The sequence below is a fragment of the Halorientalis persicus genome (genome assembly GCF_900110215.1).
Taxonomy (GTDB): Archaea; Halobacteriota; Halobacteria; order Halobacteriales; family Haloarculaceae; genus Halorientalis; species Halorientalis persica.
Genome location: NZ_FOCX01000003.1, coordinates 113,420 through 134,397, shown reverse-complemented (window position 1 = coordinate 134,397; position 20,978 = coordinate 113,420). Strand labels below are relative to the sequence as shown.

20 protein-coding genes are annotated in these 20,978 nt (G+C 67.4%); 7 read left to right on the top strand and 13 right to left on the bottom strand.

What is annotated here, in order from left to right; translation table 11 throughout:
* Nucleotides 1-559: 559 nt before the first annotated feature.
* A complete protein-coding gene (locus tag BMX17_RS04420; protein WP_092658069.1) occupies nucleotides 560-1,636 on the bottom strand; it encodes a CNNM domain-containing protein in 1,077 nt (358 codons plus the stop codon).
* 156 nt (nucleotides 1,637-1,792) lie between these two features.
* Here BMX17_RS04420 and BMX17_RS04415 point away from each other — a divergent pair, with 156 nt between their 5' ends.
* Together BMX17_RS04415 and BMX17_RS04410 are read left to right on the top strand one after the other, a co-directional pair.
* Nucleotides 1,793-2,263, top strand: coding sequence for a YbaK/EbsC family protein (locus tag BMX17_RS04415; RefSeq protein WP_092658067.1), 471 nt, complete (start codon nucleotides 1,793-1,795; stop codon nucleotides 2,261-2,263).
* A gap of 77 nt (nucleotides 2,264-2,340) precedes the next feature.
* The gene (locus BMX17_RS04410; RefSeq protein ID WP_092658065.1) at nucleotides 2,341-3,576 is read left to right on the top strand and encodes an ABC transporter substrate-binding protein; all 1,236 of its coding nucleotides are present in this window, start codon (nucleotides 2,341-2,343) and stop codon (nucleotides 3,574-3,576) included.
* Here the strand turns inward: BMX17_RS04410 and BMX17_RS04405 are convergent, their stop codons facing one another.
* The 7 genes from BMX17_RS04405 to BMX17_RS04375 all read right to left on the bottom strand — a co-directional run bounded on the left by BMX17_RS04405 (nucleotide 3,577) and on the right by BMX17_RS04375 (nucleotide 8,779).
* Nucleotides 3,577-4,281: an ABC transporter ATP-binding protein gene (locus tag BMX17_RS04405; protein ID WP_092658063.1), complete on the bottom strand. Its 705-nt coding sequence runs from the start codon at nucleotides 4,279-4,281 to the stop codon at nucleotides 3,577-3,579.
* Nucleotides 4,281-5,123, bottom strand: a complete 843-nt coding sequence (locus BMX17_RS04400) for an ABC transporter ATP-binding protein (protein ID WP_092658061.1) — start codon at nucleotides 5,121-5,123, stop codon at nucleotides 4,281-4,283. The genes BMX17_RS04405 and BMX17_RS04400 overlap by 1 nt, the downstream gene beginning before the upstream one ends.
* Nucleotides 5,120-6,433 carry a branched-chain amino acid ABC transporter permease gene (locus tag BMX17_RS04395; RefSeq protein WP_092658059.1) on the bottom strand — a complete coding sequence of 438 codons (1,314 nt, stop codon included), beginning with the start codon at nucleotides 6,431-6,433 and terminating at the stop codon, nucleotides 5,120-5,122. The genes BMX17_RS04400 and BMX17_RS04395 overlap by 4 nt, the downstream gene beginning before the upstream one ends.
* Nucleotides 6,430-7,530, bottom strand: a complete 1,101-nt coding sequence (locus tag BMX17_RS04390; protein ID WP_092658057.1) for a branched-chain amino acid ABC transporter permease — start codon at nucleotides 7,528-7,530, stop codon at nucleotides 6,430-6,432. Before BMX17_RS04390 ends, BMX17_RS04395 begins: the two co-directional genes overlap by 4 nt.
* Nucleotides 7,531-7,686: 156 nt before the next feature.
* Nucleotides 7,687-8,349 carry a translation initiation factor IF-6 gene (locus BMX17_RS04385; RefSeq protein ID WP_092658055.1) on the bottom strand — a complete coding sequence of 221 codons (663 nt, stop codon included), beginning with the start codon at nucleotides 8,347-8,349 and terminating at the stop codon, nucleotides 7,687-7,689.
* Nucleotides 8,350-8,351: 2 nt separating this feature from the next.
* Complete coding sequence (locus BMX17_RS04380; protein ID WP_092658053.1) at nucleotides 8,352-8,627, bottom strand: 50S ribosomal protein L31e; 276 nt, start codon at nucleotides 8,625-8,627, stop codon at nucleotides 8,352-8,354.
* Nucleotides 8,627-8,779 (bottom strand): 50S ribosomal protein L39e, encoded by a 153-nt coding sequence (locus BMX17_RS04375; RefSeq protein ID WP_092658051.1) that lies wholly within the window; start codon nucleotides 8,777-8,779, stop codon nucleotides 8,627-8,629. Before BMX17_RS04375 ends, BMX17_RS04380 begins: the two co-directional genes overlap by 1 nt.
* Before the next feature lie 460 nt (nucleotides 8,780-9,239).
* Between BMX17_RS04375 and BMX17_RS04370 the strand changes: the two genes are divergently transcribed.
* The gene (locus tag BMX17_RS04370; protein ID WP_092658049.1) at nucleotides 9,240-10,520 is read left to right on the top strand and encodes an MFS transporter; all 1,281 of its coding nucleotides are present in this window, start codon (nucleotides 9,240-9,242) and stop codon (nucleotides 10,518-10,520) included.
* Here the strand turns inward: BMX17_RS04370 and BMX17_RS04365 are convergent.
* Nucleotides 10,505-11,254, bottom strand: coding sequence for a HEAT repeat domain-containing protein (locus BMX17_RS04365; protein ID WP_092658047.1), 750 nt, complete (start codon nucleotides 11,252-11,254; stop codon nucleotides 10,505-10,507). The genes BMX17_RS04370 and BMX17_RS04365 overlap by 16 nt on opposite strands.
* 153 nt (nucleotides 11,255-11,407) lie before the next feature.
* On the opposite strand from BMX17_RS04365, the gene BMX17_RS04360 reads away from it, so the two are divergent.
* Together BMX17_RS04360 and uvrB are read left to right on the top strand one after the other, a co-directional pair.
* Entirely contained in the window at nucleotides 11,408-12,718 is a 1,311-nt protein-coding gene (locus BMX17_RS04360) for an MFS transporter (protein WP_092658045.1), read from the top strand.
* A 45-nt stretch (nucleotides 12,719-12,763) separates the two neighbouring features.
* Nucleotides 12,764-14,827, top strand: a complete 2,064-nt coding sequence (uvrB, locus tag BMX17_RS04355; protein WP_092658043.1) for an excinuclease ABC subunit UvrB — start codon at nucleotides 12,764-12,766, stop codon at nucleotides 14,825-14,827.
* Between the two features lie 136 nt (nucleotides 14,828-14,963).
* Here the strand turns inward: uvrB and BMX17_RS04350 are convergent, their stop codons facing one another.
* Complete coding sequence (locus BMX17_RS04350) at nucleotides 14,964-15,149, bottom strand: hypothetical protein (RefSeq protein ID WP_092658041.1); 186 nt, start codon at nucleotides 15,147-15,149, stop codon at nucleotides 14,964-14,966.
* A gap of 216 nt (nucleotides 15,150-15,365) precedes the next feature.
* On the opposite strand from BMX17_RS04350, the gene BMX17_RS04345 reads away from it, so the two are divergent.
* The gene (locus BMX17_RS04345; protein WP_092658039.1) at nucleotides 15,366-16,475 is read left to right on the top strand and encodes a sulfite exporter TauE/SafE family protein; all 1,110 of its coding nucleotides are present in this window, start codon (nucleotides 15,366-15,368) and stop codon (nucleotides 16,473-16,475) included.
* Nucleotides 16,476-16,517: 42 nt separating this feature from the next.
* Nucleotides 16,518-16,955, top strand: a complete 438-nt coding sequence (locus tag BMX17_RS04340) for a universal stress protein (protein WP_092658037.1) — start codon at nucleotides 16,518-16,520, stop codon at nucleotides 16,953-16,955.
* A gap of 2 nt (nucleotides 16,956-16,957) precedes the next feature.
* On the opposite strand, the gene BMX17_RS04335 is transcribed toward BMX17_RS04340, so the two are convergent.
* The 3 genes from BMX17_RS04335 to BMX17_RS25885 form a co-directional block, all read right to left on the bottom strand.
* Nucleotides 16,958-17,761: an MOSC domain-containing protein gene (locus BMX17_RS04335; RefSeq protein WP_092658035.1), complete on the bottom strand. Its 804-nt coding sequence runs from the start codon at nucleotides 17,759-17,761 to the stop codon at nucleotides 16,958-16,960.
* An 86-nt stretch (nucleotides 17,762-17,847) separates the two neighbouring features.
* Nucleotides 17,848-19,002, bottom strand: a complete 1,155-nt coding sequence (locus BMX17_RS04330; RefSeq protein ID WP_092658033.1) for an SPFH domain-containing protein — start codon at nucleotides 19,000-19,002, stop codon at nucleotides 17,848-17,850.
* A 60-nt stretch (nucleotides 19,003-19,062) separates the two neighbouring features.
* On the bottom strand, nucleotides 19,063-20,877 hold the full coding sequence (locus BMX17_RS25885; protein WP_092658031.1) for a hypothetical protein: 1,815 nt from the start codon (nucleotides 20,875-20,877) through the stop codon (nucleotides 19,063-19,065).
* Between the last annotated feature and the right edge of the window lie 101 nt (nucleotides 20,878-20,978).

Sequence of the window (20,978 nt, the reverse complement as noted above, 5' to 3'; positions counted from 1 at the left end):
AACGCTATTTTGGGTTTCGGGGTGCTCGAGGTCCTGGGCATTACAGAGCGGGCAGGTGGGCTCATCCATCGAGCGGGAATAGCCATTGTATCCCAGGTATCCACACAGCCCCCCAAGATAAATCCGAGAAGGAGGCTGGCACTCACGAACGTGAAAAACATCATCGACACGATCACCGTCCCGAACAGCCCGAAGTAGCTGAGCCGTCGTTTCGGGGACACGACCTGCTGGCAATTCGTACAGTATCGGTCGTCAGTCTTCCTGTAGTTGCCAGTTTGGTCAACCCCAGCCATGATTAAAAATTTGATGCAGGCAGAATAAAGTTTGATTTCCCGGTCGTTACGGTACGAAGCGGACGGCGAACCACCGGTATCTGTCCACTCACCAGGTCTTTCGACCAGTAACTTTGGGAAACCCGGACAGCAGGATCACGGTGTCCTCGTCGTATCGACGTCGAACATCGAACAGTCGTCGACACCGATTACTCCGAGAGGCCGTTCGACGACCGCGCATTCGATCCGTGCTGCGCGCGTCACGTCCGGACAGACAGCGTCGGCAGTCACTGGGACGCAAGATCCATCGGATCGTCGAGTTCGCCGGTAATTTCCTCGAAGGCGTCTGTGGCAGTCAAGAGCCCGACCACAGTGTCGTCCTCGGTCACCAGTGCGAGTTCCTGGTTTTCGGCCTGGCACCGGTCGATGAAGTCGCTGACGGTCGTGTCGGCGGGGACGGTCAGCGGCGGGGTCGCCAGGTCTTCGAGCGAGGTGGTCCCGGCGTCCAGCGCCTCGTAGTTGTGCAACACCGTCGGCGCGTAGACGACGCCCACGAACGCGTCCAGCGAGCCCTCCAGCAGCGGAAAGCGGACGTAAGGCGCGCCGTCGATCCGGTCCATGTTGGTCCGGAAGTCGTCGGTCGTCGAGAGCGCGACGACGTCGTCGCGGTCGACCATGATCTCGCTGACGGACTGCTGGCCGATGTCGAGTGCGTTGATGACTTCGGTCCGGCGTTCCTCGGGGACGCCGAGCTGGTTGAGCGACTCGCCCATCGTGCGTCGCAGTTCGGCCCGAGTGGTCGCGACACCGTCCTCGGCTTCCGCCTCGGTCCACGACCGGTCGATCTCGACGCCGAACAGGCCGAGCAGCGCCTTGGCCACCCAGTCGGCCGCGAGGATCACCGGGTACATGAGCTTCGTCCAGGCGTACAGCAACCCCGAGCCGTAGCCGGCGACGAACTTGGCGCGCTCGATCCCCAGATACGTCGGTGCCTGCTCGCCGACGATGACGTGTGAGAGGTTGACCACGGTCAGTGCGAGGATCACCGACAGCGTCGTGTGCCCACCCGTGACACCGACCGCACTCAGCAGTGGCCCCATCACCGCCGTGACGGCCGGTTCGGCGACGACACCCAGGCCGACGCTGCAGATGGTGATCCCGACCTGACAGCCCGTGAGGAAGATCTCCAGCCGCTCGGTCATGTTCCAGGCGCGTTCGAGCCCGCGCCCGTTGCCCTGGAATTCCGACTCCTCGAACTGCCTGACGCGAGTCATCGCGAACTCGGTCGTGACGAAAAAGCCGTTGCCAAGCAGGAGCACGACGCCACCGAGCAAGCGAATCCCCGTTACCAGCGAGAGCGTCATCAGCCGACTGGTTTATTCAGCCACTGTCTAAATCTACTGTTTGGTTTCCGCGGTGGTGTGTTCCCTGGCGAACGCTCCCGGTTCCTGCCGGCGAGCGTCGGCGGCTGCAGTTGCCCAGCCCAGACGCTTTTGTCCCACCCACACCTCAGCGGGGGTATGCATCCCCGAGCCGAGGAGTTCGCCGAGACGGCCGCCGACCGCCACGGTATCGAGATCGACGTCCGCGAGTTCGACGAGGGGACGAAGACGGCCGCCGACGCGGCCGAAGTGGTCGGCTGTGACGTGGCACAGATCGCCAGCGGCCTCGTGTTCGCCGCGGACGGCGACCCGATCATGGTGGTGACCAGCGGGGCCAACCGCGTGGACGAGGCCCACCTGGCCGACGAGATCGATGCCGAGGAGGTCGAGATGGCCGACCCCGACCGCGTCCGGGACGCGACGGGCTACGGGATCGGCGGCGTCCCGCCGTTCTGTCACGACTCGGACGTTCGGACCTACATCGACGAGACACTGCTCGACCACGACGAAGTGTGGGCGGCCGCCGGCACGCCACAGACGGTGTTCCCCGTCGATCCCGAGCGACTGGCCGACCTGGCCGACGCGACCCCGGTGGCAGTGACGGACTGAACGGTGCTCGTTCGGGTCATGGGACACGTTCGGTAACACAACAGTATATATACCATGAGAGGTAACCACACCCACGTATGACGAGACGGCTACGGAGACGCGAGGTGCTCGGAGGAATCGCAGGCGCCGGTGTCGCCGGCCTGGCAGGGTGTACCGGCGGCGACGGCGGCGGCAGTGGCCGCACGATCAGGATGGGCCTGTTGATGGGCGTCACCGGCGGGCTGAGCGACCTGGGGCCGCCGATCCGCAACGCGGCCCAGCTGGTGCCACAGCAGGTCAACGACGCCGACACGGACTTCGAGGTCGACGTACAGTTCGAGGACACGGCCACGGCGGCGAGTCAGGGTGTCAGCGGTGGGAACGCGCTGGTCAACGCCGGCTATCCGATGATCTGTGGGGCGCTCAGTTCCGAGGTCAGCCTGCAGGTGGCCAACCAGGTCGCGATCCCCAACGGGATCACGATGTGTTCGCCGGCCAGTACCGCGCCGGACTTCACGACGCTCGAAGACGACGACTACTTCTTCCGGACGCCGCCGACCGACGCCCTTCAGGGGCAGGTGCTGGCCCAGATCGCCGCGGAACGGCAGGGCCACAGCAGCGCGGCGACGCTGTATCTCAACAACGCCTACGGCAACGGGCTCTCGGCCGGGTTCGTCGACGCCTTCGAGAACGAGTACGGCGGGACCGTCACCGCGTCGGTGTCGTACTCGGAGGGGCAGAACTCCTACAGTTCGCAGTTGAGTCAGGCGCTGAGCGACGACCCCGACGTGTTGGTCGTCGTCGGCTACCCCGGGAGCGGGGTCACGATCTTCCGGGACTACTACAACGACTACAGCGCCGACCGGGACATCCTCGTCTCGGACGGACTCCAGTCGGGCGACCTCCCGGCCAACGTCGGGCGCAGCATGGACAACGTCACCGGGACCGCGCCGCTCGGTGAAGGCCCCGGCGTGGAGTTCTTCACGGAGCAGTACCAGCAGGTCTACGACGGGGATCCGTCGGGGAAACCGTTCACGCGGCAGTCCTACGACGCCGCGGCCGTGCTGGTGCTGGCCAACGCCGCCGCGGGCGAGAACTCGGGCGCGGCGGTCCGGGACAATATGCGCACGGTCGCACAGGGCGACGGGGAGGAGATCACGCCGGGCAACCTCGCCGACGGGATCGAGATGGCCGCCAACGGCGACGCCGTCAACTACCAGGGCGTCTCCGGGCCCGTAGCCTTCGACGAGGCCGGCGACCTGGCGGCGGCCACCTACGAGTACTTCGAGTTCACCGACTCCGGCGTGGAGACGGTCGAGACGATCACGCCCTGATTACCCCCCGAGGAAGTCCGCACGGACCTGCTCGTCGTCGAGCAGGGCCCTGCCGGTGTCCTCGTGGCGGTTCTGTCCCTGCACCAGGACGTACCCGCGATCACACCGACGGAGGGCCTCCTTCGCGTTTTGCTCGACGATCAGTACGGCCGTCCCCGCGTCGTTGATCTCGTCGATCCGGTCGAACATCTCGTCGACCAGATCCGGGGCCAGCCCCGCGCTGGGTTCGTCCAGCAAGAGCAGGTCGGGATCGAGCATCAGCGCCCGCCCCATCGCGAGCATCTGCTGTTGCCCGCCCGACAGCGACCCGGCCCGCTGACCCTGGCGCTCTTCGAGAATCGGGAAGCGCTCGAACACCGCTTCGACCCTGGACTCGGGAACGCCGTCGAGTGTGTAGGCACCCATCTCCAGGTTCTCCCGCACCGTCAGCCCCGCGAACACGTTGTCGCTCTGCGGGACGTAACTCAGCCCGCGCGTGATGATCTCGGAGGGACCCAGCCCGCTGATCTCCTCGTCGTCGAACTCGACCGAGCCACCCATGTAGGTGGTCAGCCCGAAAACCGACTTCATCACTGTCGATTTGCCGGCCCCGTTGGGACCGACGATGGCGACGTACTCCTCGCTGTCCACGTTCATGTCGACGCCGTCGAGGATCTGTAGATCCCCGTACCCGGCGTCGAGGTCGCGGATCTCCAGCAGCGCCATCAGACCTCACCTCCGAGGTACGCCTCCAGCACACGGTCGTCGTTTTGCACCTGCTCGGGCGAGCCCTCGACCAGCACCTCACCCTGGTGGAGGACGATCACCGGCTCACAGTGGTTCATGATGACGTCCATGTCGTGTTCGACGAGCAGGAACGTGTACCCGTCTTCCCGCAGGGCGTGGAGCCGGTCGAGGAGTTTCTCTTCGAGCGTGGGGTTGACGCCGGCCAGTGGCTCGTCGAGCAGGATCATCTCCGGTTCGATCATCAGGACCCGGGCCAGTTCCAGCAGTTTGCGCTGGCCGCCCGAGAGCGCGCCGGCGTACTCCTCGGCGAGGTGGTCGAGTTCGAGGAACTCCAGGGTCTCCCAGGCCTGCTCGCGCAGTTGCTCTTCCTGCCGGACGACCGCGCTCCGAGCGCCGGGGAGGACCGCCCGCCAGAGTTTCTCGCCGACCTGGCCGCGTGGCGCGAGCATCGCGTTCTCCAGGACGGTCATCTCGTCGAGTTCGCGGGCGATCTGGAACGTCCGGACCAGGCCCCGGTTGGCCGCGCGGTGGGGTCGCCAGCCCGTGATGTCGGTCCCGTCGAACACCACCTGCCCGCTGTCGGGCGTCTGCACGCCCGTGACGAGGTCGAAGGTGGTCGATTTGCCCGCCCCGTTGGGCCCGATCAGCCCAGTAATCGTGCCCCGTTCCACGTCGAAGGTCGCGCCGTCGACGGCCGTGATCCCGCCGAAGGTCTTCTCGAGGTTCCGGACCCGCAACAGCGGGTCGTCGGCGTCCGCGTCGCCGGTCGCGGCCGATTCTTCGGCGGTCGCGCCGTCGCTGTCGGGCGCGGTGGTCGTCATCGGTCCTCACCTCCCGGCCGCTCGCTGAGATCGACGCTCGCGGCCGTCTCCGTCCGATGGCCGAGCAGGCCCTCCGGTCGGTTCTGGATGAGGTAAATGAGGACGACGCCGAGCAAGACGAGCCGGAGCGCCGAGACGTTCACGTCCGAGATCGTGTACGCGAGCAGGGGCGTCACGTCCAGCGACGCCAGCGGCCCCACGGCCTCGAAGATGGTGTTGGGCGTCTGGCCGATGCCGATGTCGACGTACTGCGTGACGACTCGACGGACGAAGTTGGGGCCCTCGAACAGCAGGCTCGCGAACACTGCACCGCCCACCACGCTCCCGGTGTTCGAGCCGGCACCGCCGATGATGAGCGCGACGAACACGTAGAAGGTCGTGATCGGCCGGAAGTCCTCCGTCGAGGCGAGCCCGCCGATCCGCCAGAGGATGGCCGCCAGCCCCATCAGCCCACAGCCGAGCGCGAACACCTTCACCTTGAACAAGCGGGTGTCTTTCCCGAGCGCGCCCGCGACGGTCTCGTCCTCGCGGATGGCCTTCAACACGCGGCCGAACGGTGAATTCCCGACGCGACGCAACAGCACGTACACGCCGGCGACGACGAACAGGAGGGCGATCGCGTAGGCCATCCCCTCGACGACCGGCGCACGAACGCCCAGGGCCTCGAAGGTCCCGAACACCGCCTCGCCGAAGGCCGACGGCGGCGACGTGACCGCCTGGGGGTTCTCGTAGAACAGCATCCGGATCGGATTGGTGGGCAGAGACATCCCCGTCGAGCCGCCGGTCCCGAGCGACAGACCGGCGACCGAGAACGTCTCGAACACCGGCGAGCGGTAGGTCAGTCGGACGATCTCGGAGAAGGCGAGGGTGACGATGGCCAGGTAGTCGCCGCGCAGGCGCAGGGCCGGCAACGAGGCGACGGCCCCGACCAGTCCGGCGGCGAGGACGCCCCCGAGAATTCCGATCGGGAGCGGGAGACCCAGCCCCGGCGGGTTCGTCGTGGGTGCGGTGCTGAGCATCCCCATCGTGTAGACGCCGACAGCCATGAACCCGGCGACACCGAGGTTGAACAGGCCCGTGTACCCCCACTGGAGGTTCAACGCCAGGACGAGCATCGCGTAGATGGCCGAGAGGAACGTGATCCGCCGAAGCGTGTTGACGATCCCCCCGAGATCGTATCCCAGCACGAGCGAAACGCCCGTGAACAGCGCGTACAGTCCGACGGCCAGCACCAGCAGGAGTGCGGCGTCGCTCCGCCCGTCGAACCACTCGGCGACGGCGGCCGTGCCGTCGTCGATTCGGGCGCTCATACGGTCGTCACCCCGCCGAGCAGTCCCTTCGGGCGGACCAGCAACATGACGATCATCACGACGAACGCCGCCGCGATGATGAAACTCTCGGGGAGCCACACGACCGAGAGTCGGCTCGCGAGCCCGATCACGAGCCCGCCGACCATCGCGCCGTAGACCGACCCGATCCCGCCGAGGATGACCGCCGCGAACACGAGCAGGAGGAGTTGCCACCCGAAACTCGTGGTGAGCGCGCCCCGTTCGAGCGCGATCAGGAACCCGGCCGCGCCCGTCAGCCCGGCACCGAGCAACCAGGTGGTGCGGATCACGCGCTCGGTCGGGATGCCGCTGACCTGTGCGAGGTCCTCGTTGTCGGCCATCGCACGCATGGCGGTGCCGAACGTAGTGTACCGCAGGAGGACGTGCGTGCCGAGCATCAGCGCCACCGCCAGCACGGCGAGCGTGAGTTCGTGGGCGGTGACCGTCACCGTCCCGCCGCCGACGGGGAGGTCCCACGAGGGCGTGACCTGCCCGGCGGTCAGCCCGCGTGGACCCGTCTGGAGCACGAACACCAGCAGATACCGCACCGCGAGGGCGACGCCGACGCTCGCGATGAGCAGGGCGATCCCGCGCTGGCCGCGCATCGGTCGGAAGACCAGCCGATCGATCAGGAGCGCGAGCCCGGCGGTCACCACCACCGAGACGATCAACCCGAGGACGATGGCGACCGGGGCTGTCGTGACGCTGATACCGAGCGTCCGTGACGACGCCCGCAACAAGACGAGCTGTTCGACGTTAGCGGACCCCGATCCGGCGACGAGGAACGCGGTGATCCAGCCAACCACGCCGCCGACGGTGATGTAATCGCCGTGCGCGAAGTTGGCGAAGTTGAGGATGCTGTAGGTCATCGCCAGTCCGATGCCCGCGAGACCGAGCGACAACCCGAGCACTGTACCGTCCTTGACGAAGCCGGCGAGACTCGCGGCCGTGAGTGCGCCGGTCCCGAGTTTGCGGAACAGATCCGCAACGAGGAAGGCGAGGAAAAGCCCCAGGGCGATGAGGGCCGCTCGCTCGCGGACGAACGCGACGACGGTGTTCGTCTCCGTACTTGTGGCCATACTGTCGCATATGCGCCGAGGTATAAAACGTTCACAGACTCTCGCAGGCTCCCGGCCCCCGTGGAAGCCGCCGCCGGTCGCCGACGTATCTGCCAGGAGAGCGACATACGATGGGGGGACTGTGCGGGTGTCGAGCGCCCGCCGATCAAGACGCGGTCAGATGTAGCCCAGCGCGTCCTCGATCCGGCCCAGTTCCGGCCCTGTGGTGTCCTCGCCGACGACGTAGCCGTTCTCGTTGGCGAGCAGGCCCGAGCCCACGAGCGGCCCGCCGTAGTTGATCGTCCCGATATCGGCCGGCACGTCGAGCAGGTCCTCGAGGAAGTCCAGTTCCTCGTCGGTGGTCTTGGGGTGACAGAGGACGCCGCGGTTCGTGGCGACGGCGGCGGTGCCCACGGTCCGAACGCCGGCCAGCGTGCCGCGCTCGACGGGCACGTCCAGGGCGTCTTTCACCGTCTGGACGGCCTCACGAGAGAGGTCCGGGTGGAGGTACGCGCCAGTGTCGTTGGCCAGAACGACGTTGCCGGCGGCGGTGATCCGACCCGGGAGTTCGGTGACTGGCAGGTCGACGGCCTCGGTGATCGTCTCGCGTTCGCGGTCGGTAGCGCGGCCGCTGACCAGCAGGCCGTTCTCGTTGCCGGTCGCCAGCGCACCGACGGTGCCCGACCCGCCGACCGTCGTCGGGACGGCCGGGACCTCGAGTTCGTCGGCGAGGTCCTCACGAAGGTCGTCGTCGACGTCGGGGCGAACGAGCAGACAGTCGTCGGTGGCCCGGGCGAAGACGCCGACGTACGCCGAACCGGCGAAGGCCGCGCGGAGCAAAGCTATGCCGTCTCTGCTTCGACGACGGCCTCGCCCTCTTCCTCGAAGCGGGCGGCCCGCACGCGAAGCTTGCTCGGGGGCTTTTTCTGGCCGCGCTCCCAGATCTCCTCGTTGATCGAGGGGTCCAGCCGAACGGCGTCACCGTCGACGCTGAAGTGCTGAGCGAGGTGCTCGCGGATCAGCGTCATCGCTTTGCCGGCGCGTTCGTGTTTCGGTTCCGCGTTCACGTCACGGAGCGGGACGGTGATGACCCGCTCCTCGAAGTCACTCGCGCTCATTATTCGTCGGTGTCGCTGTTACGCCAGCTGCGGCGCTTGGGGTTGCGCTGGACCTCGCGGTCCGTCTTGAGCATGACCCACGCCGGAATTCGGCTGTTCTGTCGGTCCTTCTTGGCGAGGCGCTTTTTCTTGGCCTTCGACTTCTTACCCATAGTGCCCGCTTCTACCCCGCCGCCGCTTAAATTTGTGTTCTTTCGTCCCCACCTTTTTCCTGGAGGAGTGCGCGAGCAGCGCGAGCGCATCCCCCCGAGCAAAAAACGTCTCCAGAGATCTCCGATCTCTGGCGGGCTCGCGGGAGCCATGCTCCCGCGAACGTGGGCGAAAAAGGCGCGAGCGGCTTCGCTGCTCGCGTGAACCGCCGGCCGCCGGATACTTGCCCACGAACCGCCTCGCTTCGTCGCCGGCGCGAAGTCGTCGACATCTGACTGCAAGCGGGACCGCCGGTCCCATCCTGCTCGGCGGATGCTGGTGCCCGACTGCACGGCGACCGCCCTCCCGCCACACTTCCCTGCCAGACACTACCAAACAATGTTTCGTCGACGACTGCTAGGATGAACGTTGACTACCTCTCGACTACAAATACTTAACAGCCCGTAGGTTCCACCGGGACGTGTGCGCATCTGGTCGGACCCGACGAAGCGTCGCTGGATCGCCTGGACAGCGCTCGCGGCGGCCTACGCTCTGGTCAGTGTCCACCGACTCTCGACGGCGGTGCTGGCCGAGCAGTTGGCGACGGCCTTCGACACGACCGGCGCGGCGCTTGGCACCCTGCACGCCTCGTTTTTCTACATCTACGCGGCGATGCAACTCCCCGCGGGCTTCGTGGCGGATCGAGTCGGAAGCCGTCGTGCCGTCACCGCCGGCACGGTCGTGATGAGCGTCGGTGCGCTCGCCTTCTCGGTCGCGGACTCCTATCCGGTGGCCTTCCTCGCCCGGGCACTGATCGGCCTCGGCGGCAGTCTGCTGTTCATCGCCATCCTTCGCTTCTGTGCAAACTGGTTCCGACCGACCGAGTTCGCCCGCATGAGCGGCCTGACGATCGCCGCCGCCGGCTTCGGCGGCGTCCTCGCGACCACGCCACTGGCGGTCGTCGTCGCGGCGACCGACTGGCGGACGACGCTGTTCGGGCTCGGGCTCGCCGGGTTCGTGCTGGCGACCGTCGCCTACCTGCTGGCCCGGGACTCACCGGCCGACGCCGGTCTCGCCGAGATCGAGGGCGTGCCACTGGCGAAGACGCCCTCGCTGTCGGCGGTGGCCGCCAACGCCGCGGGCGTCCTCCGCGAACGGGAGACCTGGCTCGTCGGCACCGTCCTGTTCTGTGGCACCGGCGTCAACATCACCGTCTTCGGCCTCTGGGGTGTCCCCTACGTCGTCCAGACCTACGAGGGCGTCTCCGTCACCGGCGCGTCGGTGTACACGCTCGCCGGGAGCGCCGGCCTCCTGCTCGGGCCGCCGCTGGTCGGCTGGCTCTCGGACCGCCTGGGTCGGCGACTGGGGCTGATGGTCGCCGCACAGGCCGCCTTCGCCGGCTCGTTCGCCCTGCTCGCGATCACGGGCCGGCCGCCCTTGCCCGTCGTCGCCGTCGCCTTCTTCGCCGCGGGCTTTCTGGCCGGCGGGTACGCGCTGGGCTACACCGTCATCAAGGAGCGCCACGCGAGCGGGGCCAGCGGCGTCGCCACCGGAACGGTCAACACGATGGGATTCACCGGCGCGGCGCTGTTCCCGACGCTGATGGGGCTCGTACTGGACGCCTACAGAACCGGTGAGACGATCAACGGCGCGCAGGTCTACTCGACGCTTGGCTACCGGGTCGCGTTCGGGCTGGCGGCCGCCGCCGGCGTGGTCGCCCTGCTCGCTTCGGTCGCCCTCTATCGGACTCAGGGGAACCAGTAGTCGGCGACGCGGTCGAGCCAGTCGTCGGCGGCATCCCTGACTTCTCGGGCCTCGTCACCCGTCGCCGCCTCCAGCGTCGAGCGAATCCGCGGGTCGGGGCGTTCGTCCGGTCGCCGGGCCGTCACCGCGAGCCGTCCGAGCGCCGTCACGACCGCCCGGCGGACGCTCGGGTCGCGCTCGGCGCGGAACTGCGCGACCAGTCGGTCGACCGCACACTCCCGTCCGCGGTGGCCGAGGTGTGTCGCCGCTTCGCGACGCGCGGCCGGGTGGTCGCTATCCAGCTGGGACAGGTACGCGTCGTAGGACTGGCCCGTCGGCGACATTCCGGTGACGTGGACGACCGGGTCGGCCAGTTCGAGGAAGTCGCCGACGTAGAGCCGCTGGTCGACCGAACTCGTGTCGAACTGGACCGTTCCCGCGCCCACGTCGAGCAACGCCGCCGTCCCCGGGTCGTCGAAGGTGACGACGATACCGTAGAAGGTCACGGCGTCGCCGTCCGCCAGAGTGTCGATGCCGACCTCACCCGTGGGGCAGGGTTCGACCGACGGGACCTCCGCCGAGAGTTCCACTTCCCGCTCGGTGCCGACGGCGTCCGGCGTCACCACGGTCTGGGGATCGTAGACGGCGATGGTCGCGCCGTCGGCCTGCAGGCGGACGTGGCGACTGCGTCGCGGCCGACGACGAACCGTTCCCGGTTCGATCGCCTCGATCTGGACGGGGAGGGCGGCGTCCATGTCCCGGAGCACGGAACCCACTCAAAAAACCACTGGCCCCGTTTCCGGAAGTGACCCACCCGGAACCACGGCCAAGCGAACGTTGTTTCGGACCGTGGGACTGTTTCCCGAACCGACACAACGTTTTTTGAACTGGTGTCGGTTGCTCCGATGATGGGCATCTGGTCAGATCCGATTCGGCGGCGCTGGATCGTGTGGACGGCACTGGCGACGGCGTTTCTGCTGGTGAACGTCCACCGCCTCTCGACGGCGGTCCTCTCGGCCGATCTGATGGCCGCGTTCGACACCACCGGGACCGCCCTCGGGACCCTCCACTCGGCGTTTTTCTACGTCTACGCACCGATGCAGGTGATCGCGGGCGTCCTCGCCGACCGGCTGGGCATCCGCCGGACCGCGACCGCCGGCACCGTCGTGATGAGCGTCGGCGGCCTCGCCTTTGGCCTCGCGGACTCCTACGCCGTCGCCTTCCTCGCGCGCCTCTGTATCGGTCTGGGCGGCAGCGTCGTCTTCATCGCCATCCTGCGGTTCTGTGCCAACTGGTTCCGCCCCGGCGAGTTCGCCACGATGAACGGCCTCACCGTCGGCGTCGCCGGCCTCGGCGGTATCCTCGCGACGACGCCGCTCGCGATCACGGTGGCCGCACTCGGTGTCCGGACGACCCTGCTGGGCATCGGTATCGTCGGCCTGCTGATCGCCACCCTCGTCTGGGTGCTGGCCCGGGACACCCCCGAGGACGCCGGTCTCCGGTCGCTGGACAACGTGCCGTCCGCACCGACGCTCTCCCTGCGGGAAGTCGGCCGGAACGTCCGGACCGTCTTCGGCCAGCGCGAGACCTGGCTCGCCGGCCTCGCCCTGTTCACCTCGACGGGGCTCAACATCACCGTCCTCGGGCTGTGGGGCGTCCCTTACGTCTCGCAGGTCTACGAGGTGTCCATCACGACCGCGTCGACGCTGACCCTGCTGGGCAGCGTCGGCCTGCTCGTCGGCCCGCCCGTCGTCGGCCGCATCTCGGACGGTCTGGGTCGACGCACGGAGCTGATGGTCGTCGGCGGCGTCCTCTACACCGCGACGTTCGCCGCCCTCTCGCTGGTCGGCAAACCCCCGTTCCTCGTCGTCGGAGTCGCCTTCTTCGCGGTGAGTTTCCTCGCCGGGTCGTACGCACTGGGATACACCGTCGTGAAGAACCGCCACGGGGCGGGTGCCTCCGGCGTCGCGACGGGCGCGGTCAACGCCGTCGCCTTCACCGGCGCGGCCGTCTTCCCGACCGCGATGGGCGCGATTCTGGACGCCTACTGGACCGGCGAGACCCTCGCCGGTGCCCGGGTCTACACCATGTTCGGCTACCGCGTCATGTTCGCGCTCGCCGCCGTCAGCGGCCTCGTCTCGCTCGCCTGCGTGAGCTACCTCCACCTCCGAACCGGCGGGTCGGGGACGGGTGCCGAGGGTGGGGCGGTGGAGGGGTGACCGGGAGCGAGCCACCCAAGTCCTTCCAGCCCTACCACTCCGACAATGAGCGACACCTCCGGGAGCCCCCTCTCGCCCGACCGTCCCGACGTGGACCGGGACTTCCGCGTCGACGCGCCCTTTGACCCCGCGGGCGACCAGCCCGAGGCCATCGAACAGCTGGCCGAGGGGTTCCGCCAGGGCATGGACGAACAGACCCTGCTCGGCGTTACCGGCTCGGGCAAGACCAACACCGTGTCGTGGGTGATCGAGGAGATTCAAAAGCCGACGCTGGTCATCGCCCACAACAAGACCCTCGCCGCGCAACTGTACGAGGAGTTCCGCGAACTGTTCCCGGACAACGCCGTCGAATATTTCGTCAGCTACTACGACTACTACCAGCCCGAGGCCTACGTCGAGCAGACGGACACCTTCATCGACAAGGACGCCTCGATCAACGACGAGATCGATAGGCTGCGACACTCCGCGACCCGCTCGCTCCTGACGCGGGACGACGTGATCGTCGTCGCTTCCGTCTCGGCCATCTACGGTCTCGGTGACCCGCGCAACTACGTCGATATGTCCCTCGAACTCCGGCAGGGCCAGGAGATCGAACGCGACGAGTTGCTGGGCCGGCTGGTGGACCTCAACTACGAACGCAACGACGTGGACTTCACGCAGGGTACCTTCCGCGTGCGGGGCGACACCCTCGAAATCTACCCGATGTACGGGCGCTACGCCGTCCGCGTGGAGTTCTGGGGCGACGAGATCGACCGCTTGGTCAAGATCGACCCCCTCGAAGGGGAGGTCAAGAGCACCGACCCCGCCGTCTTGCTCCACCCGGCGGAACACTACTCCATCCCCGAACAGCGACTGGAAGAAGCCATCGAAGAGATCGAGGAGCTGATGGACCAGCGCGTGCGGTACTTCGAGCGCAACGGCGACGCCGTCGCCGCCCAGCGCATCGAGGAACGCACCACCTTCGATCTGGAGATGCTCCGGGAGACCGGCTACTGTTCGGGCATCGAGAACTACTCCGTCCACCTCTCGGATCGGGACTCCGGCGAAGCTCCCTATACCCTGCTCGATTACTTCCCCGACGACTTCCTGACGGTGATCGACGAGTCCCACCAGACCGTCCCGCAGATCCGCGGGCAGTACGAGGGCGACAAGTCACGCAAGGAGAGTCTGGTCGAGAACGGGTTTCGGCTCCCGACCGCCTTCGACAACCGCCCGCTCACGTTCGAGGAGTTCGAGGCAAAGACCGGCCAGATACTGTTCGTGAGCGCCACCCCGGCGGACTACGAGCGCGAGGTCAGCGAGCAGGTGGTCGAACAGATCGTCCGGCCGACCCACCTCGTCGACCCGGCCGTCGAGATCGCCGACGCGACGGGGCAGATCGACGACCTCATGGACCGGATCGACGACCGGATCGCACGCGACGAGCGCGTCCTCGTGACGACCCTCACCAAGCGGATGGCCGAGGACCTCACCGAGTACCTCGAAGAGGCCGGGATCGACGTGGCCTATATGCACGACGAGACCGACACGCTCGAACGCCACGAACTCGTCCGCTCGCTGCGACTGGGCGAGATCGACGTGCTCGTCGGCATCAACCTGCTCCGGGAGGGGCTGGACATCCCGGAGGTGAGCCTCGTCGCCATCCTCGACGCCGACCAGGAGGGCTTTCTCCGGTCGGAGACGACGCTCGTCCAGACGATGGGGCGGGCGGCCCGCAACGTCAACGGCGAGGTGGTGCTGTACGCCGACGACGTGAGTTCGGCCATGGAGTCGGCCATCGCGGAGACCAACCGTCGCCGCGAGATCCAGCAGGAGTACAACGAGGAACACGGCTTCGAGCCGACGACCATCGACAAGCCCGTCGGCGAGACCAACCTCCCCGGTTCCAAGACCGACACCGGCGGCGTCTCGGGGATGGACCCGAGCGACGAGGGCGAGGCCGAGCAGTTGATCGCCGACCTGCAGGAACGGATGGCGGAGGCCGCCGACAACCTGGAGTTCGAGCTCGCGGCGGACATCCGCGACCGCATCCGCGAACTCAGACAGGAGTACGAGCTACAGGACGAGGCCGAGGAGGGCGTCGTCCCGGAACCGGCCGAGGAGTTCTGATCGGGACGGACGGTGCTGATCGGTTGGCGACCACAGAAACCGTGCCGGAAGACTCGGTCTCCCGCATCCGGTCCGTAAACTGACCGGTACCGGCTGATTCACACAAGCGTTCGCTCGGCGCTCCGTGTGCGCTCGCTTATCTGCGTGCGTCGAGGCGCATCTCGACGTAGCGGCGCGACCACTCGCGACTGAACCGCGCCAGTTTCCCGCGGAGTCCCGTCTTCGGGGGCTCCGCTGTCGGCGGGAGAGACTCCGAGTCCATCCGGCGCTCGGTCTCTGCAGACTGCTCGTTCTCCGTTGGAAGTCCCTCCTTAAGGCTCATTACACCCATTAGTTTATTCGGGTCTGTATTAAAGATTCGGGGAACGTATTCGTCGGTGGTCGAATCGGCAGTTGTTGCCACTAACCCGGCAGGAAATATAACGGTCTGTCACTGCCGGCAGAAATATTGCCGGTTGTGTCCGGTTCTCGTGGCTCACTGTCCGAGCAAACGACAAGGCCTTTGTAAAGCAATTCCCAAACCGGCACTCACAACTCAATGACCGCGTCGTCAAGGTCCAGTCGGTTCCAGAAGACGTTCCTGCGGTATCAGCACTTCTTCGTGTTCATCGCCCCAGTCGTCTTCGTGGCGTTCGTGTTGCTGTTCGCCCCGACCACTGGGAGCGGCACGGAGTACTGGCTCCGGTTCTGGTGGCTGTTCCCGTTTTTCCTGCTAGGGGCCACCACCGTCAACACCGTCGGCATCAGCGGCTCGGCGCTGTTCGTGCCGTTTTTCATCTTCCTCTACCCGCTGTTTGCGGGTTTTCTCGCGCCCGACGCGCTGGTAGAGCCGCCGATCACCACCGAGACGATCGTGAAAGTTAGCCTCATCAGCGAGTCGTTCGGCCTGTCCAGTTCGGCCATCGCGTTCGTCCGGCACGGGCTGGTCGACCGCCGACTGGCGCTCACCCTGGTCGGCGGGGCCGTCCCCTTCGTCATCGGGGGCGCGCTGCTGTCCTTTTTCATTCCCGGGTGGCTGTTCCACGCGGCGCTGGGCGCGGCCCTCCTGACGGCCGCGTACCTCATGTTCAAGGCAGACCTCAGCCACGACGAACCGTCCGGCGACGAGACGGAAGTGACGACCGACGGTGGACCCGAGCGGGACCTGCCCGACGACGCCGGCAAACTCGGGCCCGCCGGCGTCGACGCCGACGACGAGGGCCAGATCACGCGCGTCGACACGCAGGGCGAGACCTACCAGTACACGTGGTCGGGGTACCTCGAACGCTTCGCCAACTACAGCGTCGGCGGCACCTTCCAGGGGCTTGCCGGCTTCGGCATCGGCGAACTCGGTATCATCTCCCAGCTCCGGACGAACGTCCCGACCAAGGTGGCCATCGGGACCAACCACATCGTCGTCGCGGTCACGGCCGTGCTGGCGTCGCTCGTCCACGTCTTCGCCGGCACCGTGATCCCCGGCATCCACGCGCTGAGCATCGCGGAGACGCCCTGGAACATGGTCGTGTTCACCGTCCCCGCGACCGTCACCGGGGGACAGGTCGCCCCCTACGTCTCCAGCGCGCTCGACACGCGGACGCTGCAGAAGGGCGTCGGCGTCCTCTTCGCCGTCATCTCCGTCGCGCTCTTCCTGATGTCCGGCGGCTTCTGATCCCACCCCTTTTGACGCCGGGGCGTCACACCGCAGGTAGATATGTATCAGGACATCCTCCTCCCCACCGACGGCAGCGAGGGGTTCGCCGCGGCCGCCGACCACACCGCGGCCGTCGCCGAGCGCTTCGACGCCACGGTCCACGTCCTCTCGGTCGCCGACACGCGCAACCGCTTCGAGAGCCCCAGCAGCGGCCTCTCGCCGGAGGTCTGGGACGAGGCCGAACACGAGCGCGCCGAGGCCGCCGTCGAGGACGCCGTCGCCGCACTCCCCGACGACGTGACCGTCGAGACCCACGTCGCCGACGGCGTCCCCAAGACCGCGATCCTCGACGCCATCGAGGACCTCGGGGTCGACCTCGTGATCATGGGCACCCACGGCCGGACCGGCATCGACCACTACCTCATCGGCAGCGTCGCCGAGAAAGTCGTCCGCAAGTCCCCGGTCCCGGTGATGACCGTCAGACTCGACGAGGACTGACTTCAGACCTCGGCCGCTCGCACGCCCTCGACCGCTACCTCGTCGCCCACCGCGATCTCGGTGTCCCACGACGCTTCGGGGACCACCGTGTTGAGCATCAGCCGATAGGGGTGGTCGAACCGATCGGAGGGCGTCCACTCCGGGAGCGTCGCCTCCCGACGTTCGGCGAATCGTTCGCGGAAGTCTGCGATCTCCTCGCCCGTGTCCGGGTCCCGCGTCGGCACGACACACCGCTGGCACGGGTTGACGCCGTGGAAGCGGCAGTCTCCAACCGTGAACGCGACGACCTCGCCGTGGTCGGCGAACAGTCGATCCTCCCAGAACGGTTCCGGACTGTCGATCTCGACGTTGGCCCGAAACCGCCGCCGGACGTTCTCGGGCGGGAGGTCGAACCAGTCCGCCACTGCCCGAACGGTCCCCGTACTGATCACCGTCGGGCCGTGTAACTCCTCGTCGTCCGGATAGCCGCCCGCGGCGTCGCGCTCGACGGTGACGGGGTCGCCGAAGAAGTCGGTGAGCCACTCGCCACAGGCCGCTCGCCCCGCCTCGTCGCGGAGGCCGAAGGTGTGGCGTTCGTCGTCGCCGTATCGACCGATCGTCAGTTCGTGGGTCGCGGGGTCGAACGACGACTGGAGCCAGTGGATCTTCGCGGTGGCTTTCCCGTTGACGTACTCGCCGTCGGCGTCGAACAGGGCGTACTCGCGGTCGAGTTCGAGCGCACCCCGCGGGCCGACGGTGGCGCTGTCGAGTGTCAGCCCGTCCAGGGATTTGACGGGGAAGACGGTGATGCGGGAGAGCGTGGGCATCGTGACGAGCGGTACGTCGCCCCGCCGCTCAATAGTTGTGATCCCGAACGCACGCCGGCGTATCCCTCGAACCGGTGGACGTTCGGTCAGTCGTCACCGTCGGCCGCCGCCTCGGCGGTGCCCGTCGGCCGCTCGGCCTCGGTGTCGAGTTCCTCCAGGGTCGCCGCGATGTCGTCGAGGCCGAGCATCTCGCGGGTCTCCGCGTCGAACTCCAGACTCTCCAGCGTCCCCTCACCGCTGGTCTGTACGTCGCTCCCGGAGAGGTGTTTGCCGTAGCGACCGACCAGCGAGGAGAGTTCCTGGGGCAGGACGTACGTCGTCGACGGACTCTGGCCGATGCTCGACAGCGTCTCCATCCCCCTGTCGACGATGGCGCGCTCGCCCATGGATTCGGCGGAGCGGGCGCGCAACACCGTGGAGACGGCGTCGCCCTGGGCTTCGAGGATCTGGCTCTGCTTTTCACCCTGGGCGCGGATGATGTCGGACTGTTTGTCGCCCTGGGCGCGTTCGATGGCCGACCGCCGTTCCCCCTGCGCTTCGAGGATCATGGCGCGGCGGCGGCGCTCGGCGGCGGTCTGTTGCTCCATGGCGTCCTCCACGTCCGCGGAGGGTTTCACCTCCCGAACCTCGACGGACTCGACGCGGACGCCCCACTCGTCGGTCGGTTCGTCCAGTTCCCGGCGAATGACGGCGTTGATTTCGTTGCGCTTGCTCAACGTGTCGTCCAGTTCCATGTCGCCCAGCACCGCCCGGAGCGTCGTCTGGGCGAGGTTCGAGACGGCGCGTTTGTAGTCCTCGACCTCGAGGAAGGCCTTCTTCGCGTCCATCACCTTGATGTAGACGACGGCGTCGGCGGTCACCGGCGAGTTGTCACGCGTGATCGCCTCCTGCTGTGGCACGTCCATCGTCTGCGTTCGCATATCGTAGCTGTGGGTCGTCGACACGAACGGCGGCACGAAGTTGATTCCCGGTTCGAGCGTCCGTCGGTAACTCCCCAGCACCGTCAGCACCTGTTTCTCGGTGGCCTGCACGATGACGACCGCGCTGTTGACCGCCACGACGACGATTGCCAACAGGAGAACCCCAACGAGTTCCGTCCCGCCGATCGCGCCGAAGAGGAACAGCACGACCGCGAAGACGGCCAGCGAGGCCGCGATTCGGCGTGGCGAGGCCGAGGGGCCGCCGCTCGCGGTCGCTCGCCCGAGCTTGTACGCGAGACTCTCCCGGCCCCCGTCCGTCATGACTGGTGCTTCGGCGGCTCGCGATTTAACTGTTGGTGGGCGTGTCGGTTCACCCGCGCACTAATCGTCCGCGGGTTCACCCGCGTCGTCGAGTTCCGGGCTCGGCCCGCCCTCGAAGACGAAGCCGGTCTCGGTCTCCTCGTCGGGAACCGAACCGTCGCTGTCGAGCGTGATCACGTCCTCGTCGTCCGGATCGTTGTCGAAGACGAACCCGCCGTCGTCGCCGTCGTGGTCGTCGAACGTGAACTCCGCGCCTGTGCCGGCCGCCTCGTCGGGCTCGAACGCACTCTGCCCGAACACGTCGTGTGGTTCGGCGCCCGACCCGCCGGTTCCCACCGGCCCGGTGCTGGCTGGCTCCGGTAATCCATCGCCGTCGCCGTCGCTTCCGCCGTAATACCGGTAGGCGATCACACCCGTGCCGGCCGCAAGCACGAGGAGCAACGCCGACCCGGCGGCGACCGGGATACTGTCGCCGCTCCCGTCACCGCTTCCGTCGCCACCGCCCGGATCGGCGGCCCCAGCCACGTCGTCTTTCTCCTGCACGCCGGGGTCGTGTGGGGCGTAGTCGTACGGGTCCGGGACGCCGTCACCGTCCGAATCCGCGAACTGCACACTGGCGTTGTACGGCGCGTGATCGCGCGCGTTGACGACGCCGTCACCGTCGGAGTCGAGCACCTCGGACTCCGGGTCGCCCGTCGGCGTCGACGAACCGGTCGATGCCCCGTCGGTGCTGGCCGACGGCGACGACTCGCCGTCGGTCGCCGTCGTCTCCGCCGTCAGCCCGAGGCGTTCGCGTACGTCCGGCGGGAAACACTCGACGTATTGATCGGGCACCATCGTCCGGAACTGCGCGGCCGACATCTTCTCGAGGGTCCTGTTCACGTCCTTCCGGATGGTTTCGGCCGGCGGACAGTCCACGTCGCCACCGTCCGTCTCCGTCTGGGTGTCACTCCCCGATCCGGTCGCGTCGTCCGTGGCCGTCGATCCCGCAGTCGCGTTGGTCCCCTCGTTCAATTTCGATTGCACGTCCGCTGGCAGACAGTCGTCGTAGTCGTCGGGGATCTGTGCGCGCACCGTCGCGGCCGATGCACTCTCGAGCGCCGCATCGACCGTCTCGCGGATCTCCTCGTCCGACGGGCAGTCGACCCCGCCCGTGCTGTCGTCGGTGTCGTCGGTCCCGTTCTCGTCTCCGTCGCTGTCGTCCCCGATACCCAGCTGGTCTTTCACGTCCGCGGGGAGACAGTCGATCTCCTCGTCGCTGAACTCCGACCGCACCGCCGCCTTGGAGCTGTCAGCCAGTGCCGCGTCGACCTCCAGCCGGGTCACGTCGGCTGGCGGACAGTCGTCGGTGTCGTCGGTCTCGTCAGTCGAATTCGTCTCCTCGGTCGTGTTGGCGTCGTCGGTCGAATCGGTGCCGTCGGTCTCGTTCCCGAGGTTCAGCGCCGCCCGCACGTCCTCGGGGAGGCATCTGACGGCCTCGGACGGAATGGTCGACCTGACTTCCTCGATGCTGCGGGTTTCCAGGCCGTCGAACACCTCCTGCCGGAGCGCGTCGGCGGGCGGACAGCCCGGGGCGACCGACTCGGACCCGTTGGTCGTGTTCCAGTCGGTGTCGTCGGACTGCGTGGCGAGCGCCGTGCCGGCCGGCCCCGCGTTCGAGAGTGCGAGACCGCCGAGTACGGCGACGCCGAGGATGACCACGAACCCGCCGATCACCGGCCAGGGCGTGCCCTCGTCAGGTATCATCTCCCGGTCCCCCTCCGGACCGACCGCAGGCGTGTCGACGGCGTCCCCGCCGTGTCCCCCCGGACTGACACGCCCGTGACTCCCGGTCGGTCCTCCGTCCCGCCGTACTGTCTCCGAGCGCCGGACCACCCGCGACGCTCGCGCTGGTCGGTCCCTCCCCCATGTTCGTGTTCATATCATTCTGCAACGCCTTAGAATTTTCCCAGCCCATCGCGAACGAAACGAACCGC

What these genes read in the sequence shown, in the direction of transcription:
- BMX17_RS04390 (WP_092658057.1), bottom strand. Translation starts at nt 7,530, where the DNA reads ATGGCCACAAGTACGGAGACGAACACCGTCGTCGCGTTCGTCCGCGAG.
- uvrB (WP_092658043.1), top strand. Translation starts at nt 12,764, where the DNA reads ATGAGCGACACCTCCGGGAGCCCCCTCTCGCCCGACCGTCCCGACGTG.
- BMX17_RS04360 (WP_092658045.1), top strand. Translation starts at nt 11,408, where the DNA reads ATGGGCATCTGGTCAGATCCGATTCGGCGGCGCTGGATCGTGTGGACG.
- BMX17_RS04395 (WP_092658059.1), bottom strand. Translation starts at nt 6,433, where the DNA reads ATGAGCGCCCGAATCGACGACGGCACGGCCGCCGTCGCCGAGTGGTTC.
- BMX17_RS04340 (WP_092658037.1), top strand. Translation starts at nt 16,518, where the DNA reads ATGTATCAGGACATCCTCCTCCCCACCGACGGCAGCGAGGGGTTCGCC.
- BMX17_RS04345 (WP_092658039.1), top strand. Translation starts at nt 15,366, where the DNA reads ATGACCGCGTCGTCAAGGTCCAGTCGGTTCCAGAAGACGTTCCTGCGG.
- BMX17_RS04375 (WP_092658051.1), bottom strand. Translation starts at nt 8,779, where the DNA reads ATGGGTAAGAAGTCGAAGGCCAAGAAAAAGCGCCTCGCCAAGAAGGAC.
- BMX17_RS04330 (WP_092658033.1), bottom strand. Translation starts at nt 19,002, where the DNA reads ATGACGGACGGGGGCCGGGAGAGTCTCGCGTACAAGCTCGGGCGAGCG.
- BMX17_RS04365 (WP_092658047.1), bottom strand. Translation starts at nt 11,254, where the DNA reads ATGGACGCCGCCCTCCCCGTCCAGATCGAGGCGATCGAACCGGGAACG.
- BMX17_RS04350 (WP_092658041.1), bottom strand. Translation starts at nt 15,149, where the DNA reads ATGAGCCTTAAGGAGGGACTTCCAACGGAGAACGAGCAGTCTGCAGAG.
- BMX17_RS04410 (WP_092658065.1), top strand. Translation starts at nt 2,341, where the DNA reads ATGACGAGACGGCTACGGAGACGCGAGGTGCTCGGAGGAATCGCAGGC.
- BMX17_RS04420 (WP_092658069.1), bottom strand. Translation starts at nt 1,636, where the DNA reads ATGACGCTCTCGCTGGTAACGGGGATTCGCTTGCTCGGTGGCGTCGTG.
- BMX17_RS04400 (WP_092658061.1), bottom strand. Translation starts at nt 5,123, where the DNA reads ATGACGACCACCGCGCCCGACAGCGACGGCGCGACCGCCGAAGAATCG.
- BMX17_RS04380 (WP_092658053.1), bottom strand. Translation starts at nt 8,627, where the DNA reads ATGAGCGCGAGTGACTTCGAGGAGCGGGTCATCACCGTCCCGCTCCGT.
- BMX17_RS04415 (WP_092658067.1), top strand. Translation starts at nt 1,793, where the DNA reads ATGCATCCCCGAGCCGAGGAGTTCGCCGAGACGGCCGCCGACCGCCAC.
- BMX17_RS04405 (WP_092658063.1), bottom strand. Translation starts at nt 4,281, where the DNA reads ATGGCGCTGCTGGAGATCCGCGACCTCGACGCCGGGTACGGGGATCTA.
- BMX17_RS04335 (WP_092658035.1), bottom strand. Translation starts at nt 17,761, where the DNA reads ATGCCCACGCTCTCCCGCATCACCGTCTTCCCCGTCAAATCCCTGGAC.